The following is a 15,013-nucleotide window of genomic DNA, read 5'->3' on the forward strand; positions in this document are numbered from 1 at the left end:
GTCCCGGGGCTTCGTCCCGGGGCTTTCAGTAGCCGAGCTGCGCGTTGTCGATCAGCCGCACCGGACCGACCTTCGCGGCCACCAGCACCAGGGCCTCGCCGGTGAAGGGGGTTTCCCTGCAGTTAAAGGCCAGCGGCTCGAGCGTCCGGGGATCCACCACTTCCAGATAGTCCAGCTGGATGAGCGGGACCGACCCGATCATGGCCAACGCGCCGTCCACGTCCAGCGGCTCGTGCCGGTCGGCCTGTCCGCGCAGGTAGGCCAGGCTGCGGGAAAGCACCAGCGCCGCTTCCCGCTCGGCCTCGTTCAGGAAACGGTTGCGGCTGGAGAGTGCCAGCCCGTCGTCGTCGCGCACCGTGGGCACACCCACAATGTCCACCGGGAAGTTCAGGTCGGCCACCATGCGCTTGACCAACACGAGCTGCTGCGCGTCCTTCTGGCCGAAGTAGGCGCGGTAGTCGGCTGCACCGGCCGCCGCGGGCAGCCCGTAGTGGAGCAGCTTGGCCACCACGGTGAGGGCGCCGTCGAAGTGGCCCGGGCGGGAGGCGCCCTCGAACTTCGCACCGAGCGCGCCGGCGGAGATCCTGACCAGCGGCTCGCCGTCCGGGTAGACCTCTTCCAGGGCGGGCGCAAACACCACGTCTGCCCCGCACGCCGCCAGCAGGTCCAGGTCGGCCTCCAGCGTGCGCGGGTAGCGGTCCAGGTCCTCCTGCTCGCCGAATTGCAGCGGATTCACGAACACGGAAACCACGACGACGTCGCACGCCTGCCGCGCGGCGCGCACCAGCGCGGCGTGGCCGGCGTGCAGCGCTCCCATGGTCGGTACCAGTCCCAGCGAGGGCCGCCCGGCGGCCCCGGCTCCCGCCAGCAGGCCGGCCGTGGCGTCCTCCAGTTCGGCGTGGGTCTTCACGAGGCGGGGGCGGGTGGTCACGGGTTCTCCTCCGAACGGGACTGGGCCAGGATGTCCAAAATCTCGGTTGCGCGGGCCTCTTTCAGCAGGCCCCGCCGGAGGGCGCGCTGGGCCGTTGCGCGGGCCAGTTCCTCGTAGGCCAGCCGGATGTCGGTGCCGCCCGAATCCACTTCGCGGCGCAGCAAGGCTTCGTGGTGGCTGCGGACGGTGCCGGCGTCGCCGCGGGCCACCGGTCCGGTCAGGGCCGCTTCCCCGGAGGCCAGCGCGTTCTCCAGGGAAGCCCGCATCAGCGCACTGAGCACGCGGTCGGGTTGCTCCACGCCGGCTTCCGCCAGCAGTTGCGCCGACTGGGCTGCGATGGTCACCAGGTGGTTCGAGGCGTGCGCCAGGGCGGCGTGGTAGAGCGTACGGTCCTTCTCGGCGATGACCACCGGTTCGCCGCCCATCTCCACGACCAGCGCCTGGGCGATCGGCAGCACCGTGGCCTCGGCAGTCACCCCGAAGCTGCAGTCATTGAGCCGGGCGAGGTCCAGGCTCATGCCCGTGAACGTCATGGCCGGGTGGATGGCCAGCGGGATGGCGCCCTTCGCCCGTGCCGGCGCAAGCACGGCGGTGCCGTAGCGTCCGGAGGTGTGCACCACAAGCTGGCCCGGCTGCCAAACCCCGGCCGCGGCCAAGCCGTCCACCAGCTCCGGCAGCGCATCGTCCGGTACCGCCAGCAGCACCAGTTCGGCCCGTTCCACGATTTCCGGAATCTGCAGCACCGGAACGCCGGGCAGCAGGTTCTCGGCCCGTTCCCGGCTGTCCTCGGACACCGCGGACACCCCGACCACGGCGTGCCCCACTCCGCGCAGCGCGGCACCGAGGACGGCACCGACCTTGCCGGCGCCGATCACGCCGATGCCCAACCGCCCGGGCCTACTCCTGCCCGCCATCTCGGCCCTCCCTCTCCCGCTGTGGTTCGTCCTGCCGCGCCGGCCCGCGGTCGCCGTCCTGGCGCCCTTCGGCCGCCTCCGGTACCTGACCTGGCCCGGCTCCCCGGGCTTCCAGCCAGCGCTCCGGCACACTGCGGCGCCTGGCCGCGGCGGCCCGGACCGACTGCTCGTCGAAGAGCCGGCGGGCGGTGTCGGCGTCGACCTGGTAAATCACCGGCGTGACCGGCCCGGCGGTCGTGTGCAGGCGCAGGTCCGCCACGCGCAGGCGGCGGGCCAGCGGGCCCTGGTGCAGCGCGATGGACTGGGTCCGCTCGTGCGGCACCACCGAGAGGCTGCGCCAGAGCCGGCCGCTGCGGGCCAGCAAGGCGGTCCCGGTGACGGCGAAGCCGTTGCGCCGCCAGGTCAGCCAGGACAGCCAACGCACCCGCCGCGGCGAGGTGACGAATCCACCGTCGGAGGCACCGGCGTCGTCCGGGTCCCTGGCCGCGATCCCGTCCAGGCCCGCCCCGAAGACGGTGAACGGGTCCTCGGTGCCCGGGTCGGGGAGCACCAGGGCCAGCATTTGCATGACTTCCTGCTGCGTGCCCACCGGCAGCAAAGTGGTGCGGGCGCCCGCGTTCTCAGCGCTGAGGCCGTAGCCGGCCACGTTCACGCGCATCCGGTACCAGCCCTTGAAGCGCCACAGCGGGGACTGCATGATTTCCACTGCCTGCACGCGGCCGGGCGGGACGGTCTGCGCCCGGGTCTCCAGCAGGCCGTAGCGGAGCCGGATGCCGTCCGGGGAGATGGCTGCGCGGAAGTTGTAGCCGGTGCTGAAGGTGGACCAGTAGCCGGCCACCACGCCGAACGCCGCGGGGACCAGGAAGGCCGGGCCGAACGCGGCGTCGAATACAAAGGTCGAGAGCCCGGCCGCGATGAGCATGATGAGCAGGAACACCGTGGTTCCGGAAAGCAGCGCGGCGCCGAGGATGCGGCCGCCCGGGATGGCCAGGATCTGCTGTTCGGGGGCTTCGGCCACGGCTTCCTGCGGGTGGCCGGGATCGCTGCGCAAGCCGGCGGCCCGGGCCAGGATGGTGGCGCGCAGCTGCTGCGCCGACGCCAGCGGCAGGTAGGCCAGGCGCACGGCCGATTCGCCGGCGTCGGCCACTTCGAACTTCAATTCGGCCAAGCCGAAAATCCGTGCCAGCAGCGGTTGGATGACGTCGATCGCCTGCACCCGGTCCAGCCGCGCCTGACGGTGCTGGCGGAACAGGACGCCGGAGTTTACGCGGACATGGTCATCGGTGACCTGGTACCGGGTGAACCACCAAGACAGGAAGAACCCACCCACCAGCAGCACGGCGATCACAACCATGATCAGCACGGTCCAGACGGCGCGGCCCCCGCTCAGTCCCCAGAACTCGTCCCCGCGGAACATGGCCTCGAACCAGTCCCGGCCGAAGAAGTAGGCGATCGCCGCCAGCGCTATCCAGCCGCGGACCAGCGGCGAGATGGGGTGCACCCGGTGCCAGGTGCCGGCGGCGTCCGGTGTCAGGGGCACCCCTTGGGAGGCCGGCACCACTTCGCCGGGCGCATCCGGCCCCTGCCCGGGCAGCGGGGCCTGCCCGTTGCTGCCGGGGACGGTCATAGCCCGGCCAGCCTTGCCTGCCCGCGGTCGGAAAGTTGTTCGCGCAGCCGGGCTCCTTCAGCCGCCGGTACTCCCGGAATGCCGGCGTTGGTCTGCGGGCTGGCAGTGTGCAGCTTCACCGAGCACAGGCCGAAGGCCCGCTCGAGCGGTCCCACGCCAACATCCACGTACTGCATCCGGCCGTAGGGAACCACCATGACGCGCTGGAAAAACAGTCCGCGCCTGATCAGCAGGTCCTCATCGCGTTCGGCATATCCGATGGCCCTGACCTGGCGGGGAATCAAGAGCCCGGCCCAGACGCAGAGCGCGAGCGTGCCCAGGCTCAGCAGCCAGCCGAGCCACGCCGGGAATCCGGGCCAGAAGCCGGTCAGCACCAGGACGAGCGGGGTGGAAAGAAGGGCAACGACAACTAGCGTGAAAACGGCCCAGCTGACCAGCCTCACGGTGACGTACTTGGGCGAGACCCGGATCCAGCTGATGCCGGCCGGATCGATCGCTTCGCTAGGCATACTCCCCCTCGCCTTGGGCCTCGGTACCGTTGTCCTTGGCCGCTTCGGTGTCCTCGGGCGGAAGCTTGCAGAAACGCTCCACCGCCAGCCCGATCACCACCATGGCCAAGCCACCGCCCATCATAGCCAGCACGGCCGGGAGCGCCCCGAGGCCCGGCCGGTACAGCAGCAGCATGAGCTGGTCCACCATGATGCCGGTGTGCCATCCGAAGATCAGCGACCCGGCATAGGCGCAGGCCTGCGCCAACACGAGCGTGCGGGCCGCGAGTACCGGATTCAGCTCCTTGTCCCGTTTGCCGTTGCGCCAGCGGCGCACCTTAAGGCCGAGCACCAGGGTGAAAACGGCGATGGCGGCCATCGTCACCAGCGAGGAGAGATGCAGGACGGGCACCGGCAGCCCGCCGCGCGCGGCGACCAGGTTCCCCAGCCATCCCAGCACGGCGGTGACGACGGCGATGGTCGCCAGCCAGCGGTATCTGATGGTCCTCACGAAGCCCCCACCCCGCCGGACACTATTGACCGGCTTCGAACGGCTCGGATTCGTAGGGTTCCACGCCGTCCAGGTCACCGGCCGCCTTCGCCAGTTCGCCGACCGGGACGCCGTTGAGCGTGGCGCTCGAGTCCATCCAGGCCCAGGGGGCCAGCACGAAGGCGCGTTCATGCGCCCGCGGGTGCGGGATGATCAGGTCCTCGTCGTTGAGCGTCAGGTCGCCGTAGGTGATGATGTCCACGTCCAGCGTCCGCGGCCCCCACCGCACTTCGCGGGTGCGGTGGTGCTTGTTTTCCACGGCCTGGCAGTGGGCCAGCAGCTGGTGCGGATCCAGGTCGGTCTCCACCTCAAGCACCATGTTCAGGTAATCCGGCTGGTCCTCGGGACCGCCCACCGCCTTGGTCTGCACCACTGCCGAAACTTCGCGCAGCCGCACGTGGGGGGTGTCCACCAGGTCCGCCACCGCGTGCGAGAGGGTGTCACTGCGTGCGCCGAGGTTGCTGCCCAGCGCCAGTACGGCGCGGACACTCATGGCTGCTCCCGGTAGATGCTGACCGTGACATCGGAAAATTCCACCTGGATGGGTGCCTGTGGCTTGTGCAGCGTGACCTCGACCGCCGCCACGGCGAACGTGCGCAGCACGTGGTCCGCTATCCGTTCGGCCAGTGTTTCGATCAGCTGCAGCGCCTCACCGGTGATGATGGCTTCCACCTGGTCGGCGAGCTCGGCGTAGTTTGCGGTCTTCGCCAGGTCGTCGTCGGCCGCAGCGGGCCGAATATCGGTGTGCAGGACTACGTCGGCGATGAACGGCTGGCCGTCGCGGCGCTCGTGCTCCAGCACGCCGTGGTAGCCCACGGCCTTGATGCCGGAAACCTTGATGAGGTCCGGCCGTGCCGGAGGTGCTGGCGTCACGTCGCGCCCTACTTGGTCCAGGCGGCGGCGACTTTGACCGCGTCCAGCGAGGCGCCGGCGTCGTGCACGCGCACGCCCCACGCGCCGTTGGCAGCGGCCAGCGCGGAGACCGCCAGCGTGGCCTCATCGCGTTCCTTGGGTGCGGCGGCCTTGCCGGCGGTGGTCAGCAGGGAACCGAGGAACCGCTTGCGGGATGCGCCGACCAGCACCTTGTGCCCCAGTTGCGCGATCCGGTCCGTGGCGCGCAGCAGCTCCCAGTTGTGTTCGGCGTTCTTTGAGAAGCCCAGTCCCGGGTCCAGGATGATCTGCTCCGGCGCTACGCCGGCGGCGACGAATTTGTCGCGCAGTTCGGTCAGCTCCGCGAGGACCTCTGACACCACGTCCTGGTAGTCCGCCTTGGGATCGACGTCCCGGGCATCCCCGCGCCGGTGCATCAGGATGTAGGGGACCTTCCGCTCGGCCACCAGGGAGGGCATGTCCGGGTCATGGGTCATGCCGGAGACGTCGTTGACAATGGCCGCCCCGGCGTCCAGCGCCTTGGCCGCCGTGTCCACGTGCATGGTGTCCACGCTGATCAGTGCGCCGGCCTTGACCAGTGCCTCGATGACCGGCAGGATGCGCTTCTGCTCTTCTTCGGGGGTGATCGAATCGGCGTTGGGGCGGGTGGACTCACCGCCGACGTCGATGATGTCGGCGCCGCCGTACAGCAGCTTCAGCCCGTAGGCAATCGCCGCTTCCTTGTTGGCGTGGTCGCCGCCGTCGCTGAACGAATCCGGGGTGACGTTCAGGATGGCCATGACGACGGCGCGGTCGGTGGGCAGGTCCGCAAACTTCTTCGGCTCACGCGCCTTGCGCAGCACGGGCAGTGGCGACGTGGCGGGGCCGGTTCCGGGGACTGCGGCGAGTGAATCCATCTAGGTGTACCGTCTCTTCTTTTCGCTAACGTCCGAGGATCAGGCTCATGGCCTCGGCTCGGGTGGCCTGCTCGCGCAACTGGCCGCGCACGGCCGAGGTCACTGTCTTCGCCCCCGGCTTGCGGACACCGCGCATCGACATGCACATGTGTTCGCATTCGACGACGACGATCGCGCCCTTGGGCTCCAGGTACTTGACCATGGCCTCGACGATCTGCGTGGTGAGGCGTTCCTGCACCTGCGGGCGCCGGGCGTAGATCTCCACCAGGCGGGCGAGCTTGCTCAACCCAGTCACCTTACCGTCATGGGACGGGATGTAGCCAATGTGGGCGGTGCCGTGGAACGGGACCAGATGGTGCTCGCAGGTCGAATAGAACGGGATGTCCTTGACCAGCACCATTTCCTCATGGTTGATGTCGAAGGTGGTGCCGAGGATGTCCGCCGGGTCCTGATGCAGTCCGGCAAACACCTCCGCGTACGAACGGGCGACCCGCTGCGGGGTGTCCCGCAGGCCTTCGCGGTCAGGATCTTCCCCGACGGCGATCAGGATCTCGCGCACCGCCTTCTCGATCCTGGGCAGGTCGATCAGCGGGTCAAAATCCAGCTCGGCGACAACGTCATCGTATTCGGTCACGTATGTGATCCTAGCTGCTGGCGCCGGGTACGCCGCTTCGGCCGTCATCCCCGGGCAGGTCCCCGCCGGCCGGGTTCGGGTCCACGATCACGGCCGCATGGCTTCCTTCCTGCTGCTGGCCGTTGGCGGCAGCTTCCCGCTCGCGCCGCGACACCACCGGCGGGATGTTGTGGACCGGACGGGTCTCCTTGGACAACCACACGTCGCGCAGCTCGCGGCGGCGCAGGTCATGGAAGATCTCGGCGATCTCACGCTGGTTCAGCGTCTCGCGTTCCAACAGGGCCAGGGCCAGCCGGTCCAGCACGTCACGGTTCTCGGTCAGGATGGCGTAGGCCTCGTCATGGGCGTCGTCGATCAGCCGGCGCACTTCCTCGTCCACCACGAAGGCGACGTGGTCGGAGTAGTTGCGTTCATGCGACATGTCGCGGCCCAGGAACGGCTCGCCGCCGCCCTGGCCCAGCTTCACGGCACCCACGCGTTCGCTCATGCCGTACTGGGTGACCATCTGCCGGGCGGTTCCGGTGGCCTTCTCGATGTCATTGGACGCGCCGGTGGACGGATCGTGGAAGACGATCTCCTCGGCCACCCGGCCGCCCATGGCGTACGCGAGCTGGTCCAGCAGTTCGTTGCGGGTCACCGAGTACTTGTCGTCCTCCGGCACCACCATGGTGTAGCCCAGCGCGCGGCCGCGGGGCAGGATGGTGACCTTGGTGACCGGCGCGGAGTAGCGCAGCGCGGCCGCGACCAAGGCGTGTCCGCCTTCGTGGTAGGCGGTGATCTTGCGCTCGTGCTCCTTCATCACGCGGGAGCGCTTTTGCGGCCCGGCCATCACGCGGTCGATGGCTTCGTCCAGCGCCCGGTCGTCGATCAGCTGGGCGTTGGACCGCGCGGTCAGCAGTGCGGCTTCGTTGAGCACGTTGGCCAGGTCGGCACCGGTGAATCCGGGCGCACGCTTGGCCAGGGAACGCAGGTCCACGCCCGGCGCCATGGGCTTGCCGGCGGCGTGCACCTGCAGGATCTGGTGGCGGCCCTCCAGGTCGGGGGCCTCGACGGCAATCTGCCGGTCGAAGCGGCCCGGGCGCAGCAACGCCGGGTCCAGCACGTCGGGGCGGTTGGTGGCGGCGATCAGAATGACGTTGGTCTTGACGTCGAATCCGTCCATCTCGACCAGCAGCTGGTTCAGCGTCTGTTCGCGCTCGTCGTTGCCGCCGCCCACGCCGGCGCCGCGGTGACGGCCGACCGCGTCGATTTCGTCCACGAAGATGATGGCCGGCGCATTGGTCTTGGCCTGTTCGAACAGGTCCCGGACGCGGGAGGCGCCGACGCCGACGAACATTTCCACGAAGTCGGAGCCGGAGATCGAGAAGAACGGCACGCCGGCTTCGCCGGCCACGGCGCGGGCCAGCAGGGTCTTGCCGGTGCCGGGCGGACCGTAGAGCAGCACGCCCTTGGGAATTTTGGCCCCGACGGCCTGGAATTTGGCCGGCTCGGAGAGGAATTCCTTGATCTCGTGCAGTTCCTCCACGGCCTCGTCCACGCCCGCGACGTCGGCGAAGGTCACCTGGGGCATGTCCTTGGTGATCATCTTCGCCTTGGACTTGCCGAACTGCATGACCTTGGAGCCGCCGCCCTGCATTCGCGTGAGCAGGAACCAGAAGATCAGGCCGATGATCAGGATGGGCAGGATCAGGCTGATGAAGCTCATGAACCAGTTGTTCTCCACCGGCTGGTCGGTGAAGGTGTCCACGTCGGAGGCGTTGATCGCGTCCACGATGTCCGGGCCACGGTCGCGGCTGTAGAAGAAGGTGATCGACTTGCCCTTGTTGGCGTCGTCGATGACGAGATCTTCGCGCAAGGTGAGGTCGACGCTTTGGGCGCCGTCGTTCATCCGGGCTTGTTCCGCCTTGTTGTCCTGCAGCAGTTCAAGTCCCACACTGGTGTCGACCCGTGAAGACTGCGGACCGGCCAAATTGGGCACGGCGATCAGGAGGATGACCAGGACCAGGACAATCCAGATGATCGGTCCCTTGAAAAGGTTCTTCAATTTCATGCGACTTGGGGGCTTGCGCCCGTCCCTCCTGCTTGTCCGCGCGTGATGGCAGCCCGTGGGCTACTACAGCTATACACCGTCCGTCTTCCTTCACGCTCAACGGAGGGCATAAGTTCCCTCTCGGCGTAGCCTAACCCGCGGCGGGCGGTGCGGCGGTTATTCGTAGATGTGCGGTGCCAGGGTGCCGATGAAGTCCAGGTTGCGGTAGCGCTCGGCGTAGTCCAGCCCGTAGCCCACCACGAATTCGTTCGGGATCTCGTAGCCGACGTACTTGACGTCGATTTCCACCTTGGCGGCATCGGGCTTGCGCAGCAGGGTGCAGATTTCCACGCTGGCGGGACCGCGTGAAATCAAGTTGGTCTTCAGCCAGGACAGGGTGAGGCCCGAGTCGATGATGTCCTCCACGATGAGCACGTGCTTGCCCATCAAATCCGTCTCGAGGTCCTTCAGGATCCGCACGACGCCGGAGGACTGGGTGCCGGAGCCGTAGGAGGAGACGGCCATCCAGTCCATCTTGACGTGGCTGTGCAGTGCCCGGGCCAGGTCGGCCATGACCATCACCGCGCCCTTGAGGACGCCGACGATCAACAGGTCGCGCCCTTCATAGTCCTTGTCGATTTGGGCAGCCAGCTCGGCGACGCGCTGCTGGATCTGCTCCTTGGTGTAGAGGACGTGCTTGAGGTCTGCCTGGACGTCGTTGGAATCCACCACATGCTCCCGGGTCTAGCGGTCTGTCTGGCCGGGGCTGCGGCCAGTTGTTCTCAACACAAGATTGCCATAGCCGGTGCCATCTTGGTGAACCGCATTGGCAGCAGTCCGGCGGTAGACACTGACGAATCCGGCCAACTGCACCGGGCCGGCCGAACCTTGGCGCCGCAGCAGCGATTCGGCCGCCAGCAGCCGTTCGTAGCTGGGGTTTTCACCGCCCAGTTCCGCGGCGGCCAGGGCGATCACGCGGTGCTTCATGGCGGCCGGGAGTTGTTCCATGCCTTCCCGCGGCAGCTCCAGCCCGTCCGGCGTCGCCACGCGCAGCCGGCGGTATTCCTCGGCTGCCTGCGCCTGCAGGTAGTCGGCGTCGGCGGCCAGGATCTGTGCCGACCGCCACAGCGCCTCGGCGACGCCGGGGCCCATTTCGTCCTCCAGGAACGGCATCACCCGGGTCCGGATGCGCGAACGCATGTAGTGTGGATCGCTGTTGGCGGGGTCGTGCCAGGGCTGCAGGCCGGCGACCGCACAGACCTCCTCGGTGTCTTCCCGGCGCAGCGACAGGAACGGGCGCAGATACCGGCCCCGCTTCACCGGCATGCCGGCCAACGACCGGGTGCCCGAACCGCGGCCCAGGCCCAGCAGCACCTGCTCGGCCTGGTCGTCCAGTGTGTGCCCCAGCAGCACTGCAGCTGCCCCGAGTTCCGCCGCGGCGGCATCCAGCGCCGCGTAGCGTGCCGTCCGGGCGGCTGCCTCCGGCCCGATGCCGGCCGATTCCACGGCTACCCGGCGGACCTGGACCGGGGCAAGTCCCAGCGATTCGAGCTGCAGCCGGGCTCCGTCGGCCACTTCCGCGCTGCCCTGTTGCAGGCCATGGTCGACGACGACGGCCCCCACCCGGTAAGGACGGACGCCGTTGCGCGCCGGCCGGTTGAAGAATTCCGCCGCGACGGCCAGGGCCAGCGAGTCCGGTCCCCCGCTGCAGGCCACCAACAACAGCTGCGGTTCGGCGGTCTCCGCCGTCGCTGCCGGCGGCCCGAATTGTTCCAGCGCCTGCCGCAACTGGTGCCGGGCGTCCGCCACACGCGGGTGCAACCGGGGCTTGCGCCGGTCCGCGGCGACACCGCTCATGGGCGGCTGAGGTCCATCCGGCTGATCCACAGATCGGGGTGGTGGATCTCCTCTTCGGTGGGCAGGTTTTCGGGACGCTCCCACACGGTGTTGAAACCCTCCATGCCGATCTGCCGGGTCACTGCGCGGACGAACTTGGCGCCGTCGGAGTACTGGCGGGCCTTGGCATCGAGCCCCATGAGTTTGCGGACCCAGTTCTCCAGCGCCCCGCGGCTCTTGCCGCGCGCGTTGAAACGCTGGCGGATGGTCTTCACCGTCGGGACAAGCGAGGAGTCCACCGCGTCCATCACCACGTTGGCGTGGCCCTCCAGCAGGCTCATCACGGCGGTCAGGTGGGAGAAAACGGCCTTCTCTTCCGGCCCCTGGACCAGGTCGAGGAGGGAGCCCTTCAGCGATGAACCCGGCCCTCCGCCGTCGTCCTTTCCGCTGTCCTTGGCCGCGGCGACGGCGGCCTTGACGGTCTGCTGCAGCCGCTCGCCCAGCGTGTCCGCTTTTTCCACCAGTGAGGACGAGAGCCCGCCGATCTGCTCCATCATGTGGTCGCGCAGCCAGGGAGCCGCGGCGAACTGAACCCGGTGGGTCTGCTCGTGCAGGCACACCCACAGGCGGAAGTCGGAGGGCACCACATTCAGTTCCCGCTCCACGGTGACGATGTTGGGCGCCACCAGCATCAGCCGCCCGGCTGCCGGGCCGCCGGGCAGCAGGGAGCAGAACGGGTCGTACTGGCCCAACACCTTGCTGGAGAGGAAGGAGAGGATGGCGCCCATCTGGGTGCCGGTGAGCACGCTGCCCACGGCCGTGGTGGCGTTCTTGAGCTGATCCGGGCGCTTCTCGGCGAGCGCGGTGATGGCCGGGGCCAGCATGACTTCGAAACTGCGGGCGTTTGCCTTGGACCAGGCGGCGCGGTCGATGATCAGCACGTCGGAGTCGTGCAGGTCGCGGGCCGCCTCCAACCCGGTGATGCGGTGCACGTGGTCCACCGATTCTTCGGCCAGCCGGCGCATTTCCGCGACCGCGGCGCGCATTTCAGCGGCCTTCATCCGGGGGCCGGCCGGCGTCAGCGTGGCTGCCGTGGACGCGGCCAGTTCCCAGTTGACCAGCCGAGGGACGGGCCCTGGGGTGGCGCCGGATTCACTGGGGGTCGGTGCGCTACTGTCCATGCGTCCCATCAGATCACATCAGCGGCGAGCCGGTCACTACCGGCGGGCATCGATTGGAGGCATCCCCGCGGCTGCGGCCCTGCGGCCGGGGCTGCGCGGCAGCAGCTCAGCAGCGCCCGGTTTGCCCGCTGCGGCTTAGCGACAGCCGCAGCCGGCCAGCACGGTCGCCGCCCGGTCGGCGGCCACGCGGGCGGCGTCGGTCGAACCTTTCAGGCCGTTGGCCACGAAAGCGAAAACCAGCAGGCGTCCGTCGGCGCTGGCCACATAGCCGCTGAGCGACGTCACGGTGTTCAACGTGCCGGTCTTGGCCCGGACCAGTCCGGCGCCCGCGGGGTTGTTTTCCAGGTAGCGCCCGGACAAGGTGCCGGTCAGGCCGGCGACCGGCAGGGAACCGATGCCGGCCCGCAGGTCCGCATCCTCGGAGGAGGCCATCAGCCTGACCGCCGCGGCCAACTGCGCAGGACTGACCCGGTTCTCCATCGACAGTCCGCTGGCATCGGCGAGCACCATGCCCTCCACCGGAATGCCCAGCCGCTGCACCGCCTCGCGGACGGCCTCGGTTCCGCCGCCGAAGGAGCCGGGCTTCCCGGCCGCCACGGCGGTATTGCGCGCCAGCACCTCGGCCACATAGTTGTCCGAGTGCCGCACCATGTAGGCCACCTGGTCGGCCACCGGGGCGGATTTCGCCTCGGCCAGCACGGCCCCGTCCGCCGGCGCCGCTTCGCGTGCCACCGCGCCGCTCACGGTGAGTTCCTGCCCGGCCACGGCTTCGGCCAGCGCGTCGCGGAACGCTGCCCCCGCCAGCGCGGCGGCATCGGGCACCAGGTCGCCGCCGCCGTCGGCCTGTTCCCGCCCGGCGTACAGGGCGAGCGGGTACACGGCGGAGATTTCGCCGTTCTTCACGTCGCCCGGGTCCCAGGCGGCGCTGATGGCGGCCCCGGAGTAGAGGGAGTCGTCCACCGCCACCGAGAGTTCACCGGTGTACCCGTCGGCGGCGAGTTGTTCGGCGGTTTCGGCTGCCAGCGTTGCCAGCCCGGCTTCCCCCCAGACCGCGCCTGGGTTGGATTCCCCGGCGCCCAGCAAGGCATCGCCGCCGCCGACCAGGTACACCACGCCCGGTTCGCCGCCGCGCTTGACCGAAGTGGTGAACCGGCGGTCGGCACCGATGGTATCGAGTGCGGCGACGGCGGTGAGCAGCTTCAGGTTGGACGCCGGAACCAGCGGCTCGGCGGCGGCCTGGTCGTACAGCACGTCGCCGGTGGCCGCATCGGTGACGATCCCGGTGAAGCCGCCGGCGCCGTCGAACGCCAATGCCCTGTCCAGGGCGGGACCCAGCACGGCCGGATCCGGCACCGGTGCCTCGCCGGCCGGTTCGGCCGCCGGCGGGTCCGCCAGTTCGGTGGGCGGCAGCTGCGCGGCCGGGGTGCGGATGACCGGCTCCGGCTCCGGCCATTCGATGGCCTGGGCGAGGTTGAATGCGGCGGGGACAGCCAGCACGGCGAATACCACTGCCAGCAGCCCGGAGGTGAGCACGCGGAAGCCACGCCCCATGCTGCCCCTCCCGCGGATCTTGAAGTGTTGCGAACGCCCAGCTCCCACCCCGATGCCAGCGCGGAAGGGCATGACCTATATCGTTAAGCGTAGTCTGGCGCCGGGCCACGGTTGTGCATCGGCGGCGCCGCAGCAAAAAATTCTGAACGCCTCCAAGGAGCGAAGCCATGCAGCATGACGTCACCATCGAGATCCCCAAGGGTTCGCGGGTCAAGTACGAGATCGATCATGAAACCCACCGCCTCCGCCTGGACCGGGTGCTGTTCACTTCCATGCAGTACCCCACCCACTACGGCTTTTTCGAGGAAACGCTGGGCGAAGACGGCGATCCGCTGGACGCGATGGTCATGCTGCAGGACTATGACCTGCTGCCGGGTGTCGTGGTCGAATCCCGCCCGATTGCCGTCTTCAACATGACCGACGACGGCGGCGGCGACGCCAAGGTGCTGTGCGTTCCGGCCGACAAGCGCTTCGACCACATCCAGGAGCTTTCCGACGTGCCGGAGTTCCTGGTCAAGGAAATCGAGCACTTCTTCACCCGCTACAAGGACCTGGAGCCGGGCAAGTGGGTCAAGGCCGAGGGCTGGGCCGACCGCGCCGCCGCCGAGGCGGAACTGGAAGCCTCCATCCGGCGCTTCGCAGACCAGGGCTAAGGTTCCGGCGCGGCGTACCGCAGGGCGGGCACGCCGGGCCTGAACTGAACCTCGCCGGAAACCGGCGGGATCAACGGCTGCGGCCCGGACCCTCCCAGGTCCGGGCCGCTGTTGCATGCGCCGGAGCTGCTGGCGGCAGGACACACCAGCCAACCGGAATCGGTTGTTCCTGCCCGGACGGGCGCAATACTGGTGCCATGTACGTGCTCACCATCAACCAGCGGGATTCCCGCGAGGTGGGCGACCTGGTGCCCGAATTGATCAGGTCGCTGCGCCACCTGCCCGCGGCGATCCCCTTCCAGCGGTCCGTCGGCGACGAAGCGATCGGCGCCGTCGAGCAGCCGTCCACGGCCATCGACGCGGCCCTGATCGCGCTGCGCAGCCGGCGCTGGCATGTGGGAATCGGCGTGGGGGAACTGCGGCCGCCGCTTCCGCGGGACGTCAAGGACGCCGATGGGCTCGGCCTGGTCTACGCACGCCGCGCGGTGAACCGTGCACAGAAAACCGGCGAGCGCGTTCCGCTGGCCGTGTCCGGCCCCGATGCGGAGGCCGCGGCGGAAGCAGAAGCCGTGCTGCGGCTCATCGGCCGGATTGTCGCCACCCGCACCGACGCGGAGTGGAAGGTGCTGGACCTGATGACGCCGGGAGCGCGCGGCCAGCAGAAGTACATCGCCGAAGAACTGGGCATCACCAGCCAGGCCGTGAGCAAGGCGGTGGTCCGCTCGCACTGGGTGGAGGAGTGGGCCTGCCGCCCGGCAGCCGCCCGGCTGCTGGACCTTGTCCACGGACCCGCCGCCCTGCCCGCCGTCGCGCCGCCCGGCTGACTCGCCCC

16 protein-coding genes are annotated in these 15,013 nt (G+C 69.1%); 2 read left to right on the forward strand and 14 right to left on the reverse strand.

The window, feature by feature from the left end; genetic code table 11:
* Positions 1-25 precede the first annotated feature (25 nt).
* From panC to dacB, 14 genes are all read right to left on the reverse strand, one after another.
* Positions 26-931: a pantoate--beta-alanine ligase gene (panC, locus tag AC5RUK_RS11135; RefSeq protein WP_494106958.1), complete on the reverse strand. Its 906-nt coding sequence runs from the start codon at positions 929-931 to the stop codon at positions 26-28.
* A complete protein-coding gene (locus AC5RUK_RS11140) occupies positions 928-1,845 on the reverse strand; it encodes a Rossmann-like and DUF2520 domain-containing protein (RefSeq protein WP_493988470.1) in 918 nt (305 codons plus the stop codon). The genes panC and AC5RUK_RS11140 overlap by 4 nt, the downstream gene beginning before the upstream one ends.
* A complete protein-coding gene (locus tag AC5RUK_RS11145) occupies positions 1,829-3,472 on the reverse strand; it encodes a PH domain-containing protein (protein ID WP_494106959.1) in 1,644 nt (547 codons plus the stop codon). Before AC5RUK_RS11145 ends, AC5RUK_RS11140 begins: the two co-directional genes overlap by 17 nt.
* Positions 3,469-3,981, reverse strand: coding sequence for a PH domain-containing protein (locus AC5RUK_RS11150; protein WP_494106960.1), 513 nt, complete (start codon positions 3,979-3,981; stop codon positions 3,469-3,471). The genes AC5RUK_RS11145 and AC5RUK_RS11150 overlap by 4 nt, the downstream gene beginning before the upstream one ends.
* Positions 3,974-4,471, reverse strand: coding sequence for a DUF3180 domain-containing protein (locus AC5RUK_RS11155; protein WP_494106961.1), 498 nt, complete (start codon positions 4,469-4,471; stop codon positions 3,974-3,976). Before AC5RUK_RS11155 ends, AC5RUK_RS11150 begins: the two co-directional genes overlap by 8 nt.
* 22 nt (positions 4,472-4,493) lie before the next feature.
* Positions 4,494-5,003, reverse strand: coding sequence for a 2-amino-4-hydroxy-6-hydroxymethyldihydropteridine diphosphokinase (folK, locus tag AC5RUK_RS11160; protein WP_493988466.1), 510 nt, complete (start codon positions 5,001-5,003; stop codon positions 4,494-4,496).
* Entirely contained in the window at positions 5,000-5,383 is a 384-nt protein-coding gene (folB, locus tag AC5RUK_RS11165; protein ID WP_494106962.1) for a dihydroneopterin aldolase, read from the reverse strand. Before folB ends, folK begins: the two co-directional genes overlap by 4 nt.
* An 8-nt stretch (positions 5,384-5,391) precedes the next feature.
* Entirely contained in the window at positions 5,392-6,297 is a 906-nt protein-coding gene (gene folP / locus AC5RUK_RS11170; RefSeq protein ID WP_493988464.1) for a dihydropteroate synthase, read from the reverse strand.
* Between the two features lie 25 nt (positions 6,298-6,322).
* On the reverse strand, positions 6,323-6,883 hold the full coding sequence (gene folE, locus AC5RUK_RS11175; RefSeq protein ID WP_493988898.1) for a GTP cyclohydrolase I FolE: 561 nt from the start codon (positions 6,881-6,883) through the stop codon (positions 6,323-6,325).
* Between the two features lie 58 nt (positions 6,884-6,941).
* The gene (gene ftsH, locus AC5RUK_RS11180) at positions 6,942-8,981 is read right to left on the reverse strand and encodes an ATP-dependent zinc metalloprotease FtsH (RefSeq protein ID WP_493988463.1); all 2,040 of its coding nucleotides are present in this window, start codon (positions 8,979-8,981) and stop codon (positions 6,942-6,944) included.
* 156 nt (positions 8,982-9,137) lie between these two features.
* On the reverse strand, positions 9,138-9,689 hold the full coding sequence (hpt, locus tag AC5RUK_RS11185) for a hypoxanthine phosphoribosyltransferase (RefSeq protein ID WP_353916673.1): 552 nt from the start codon (positions 9,687-9,689) through the stop codon (positions 9,138-9,140).
* 15 nt (positions 9,690-9,704) lie between these two features.
* Positions 9,705-10,817, reverse strand: a complete 1,113-nt coding sequence (gene tilS, locus AC5RUK_RS11190; RefSeq protein ID WP_493988462.1) for a tRNA lysidine(34) synthetase TilS — start codon at positions 10,815-10,817, stop codon at positions 9,705-9,707.
* Positions 10,814-11,977 carry a zinc-dependent metalloprotease gene (locus tag AC5RUK_RS11195; protein WP_494106963.1) on the reverse strand — a complete coding sequence of 388 codons (1,164 nt, stop codon included), beginning with the start codon at positions 11,975-11,977 and terminating at the stop codon, positions 10,814-10,816. The genes tilS and AC5RUK_RS11195 overlap by 4 nt, the downstream gene beginning before the upstream one ends.
* A 135-nt stretch (positions 11,978-12,112) precedes the next feature.
* Entirely contained in the window at positions 12,113-13,528 is a 1,416-nt protein-coding gene (gene dacB, locus AC5RUK_RS11200; protein ID WP_494106964.1) for a D-alanyl-D-alanine carboxypeptidase/D-alanyl-D-alanine endopeptidase, read from the reverse strand.
* A 167-nt stretch (positions 13,529-13,695) separates the two neighbouring features.
* On the opposite strand from dacB, the gene AC5RUK_RS11205 reads away from it, so the two are divergent.
* Both AC5RUK_RS11205 and AC5RUK_RS11210 read left to right on the forward strand, forming a co-directional pair.
* Entirely contained in the window at positions 13,696-14,181 is a 486-nt protein-coding gene (locus AC5RUK_RS11205; protein WP_493988459.1) for an inorganic diphosphatase, read from the forward strand.
* A 197-nt stretch (positions 14,182-14,378) separates the two neighbouring features.
* Positions 14,379-15,005, forward strand: coding sequence for a hypothetical protein (locus tag AC5RUK_RS11210; RefSeq protein WP_494152210.1), 627 nt, complete (start codon positions 14,379-14,381; stop codon positions 15,003-15,005).
* Positions 15,006-15,013: the final 8 nt, after the last annotated feature.

This window comes from Arthrobacter sp. Y3223065 (assembly GCF_059090885.1).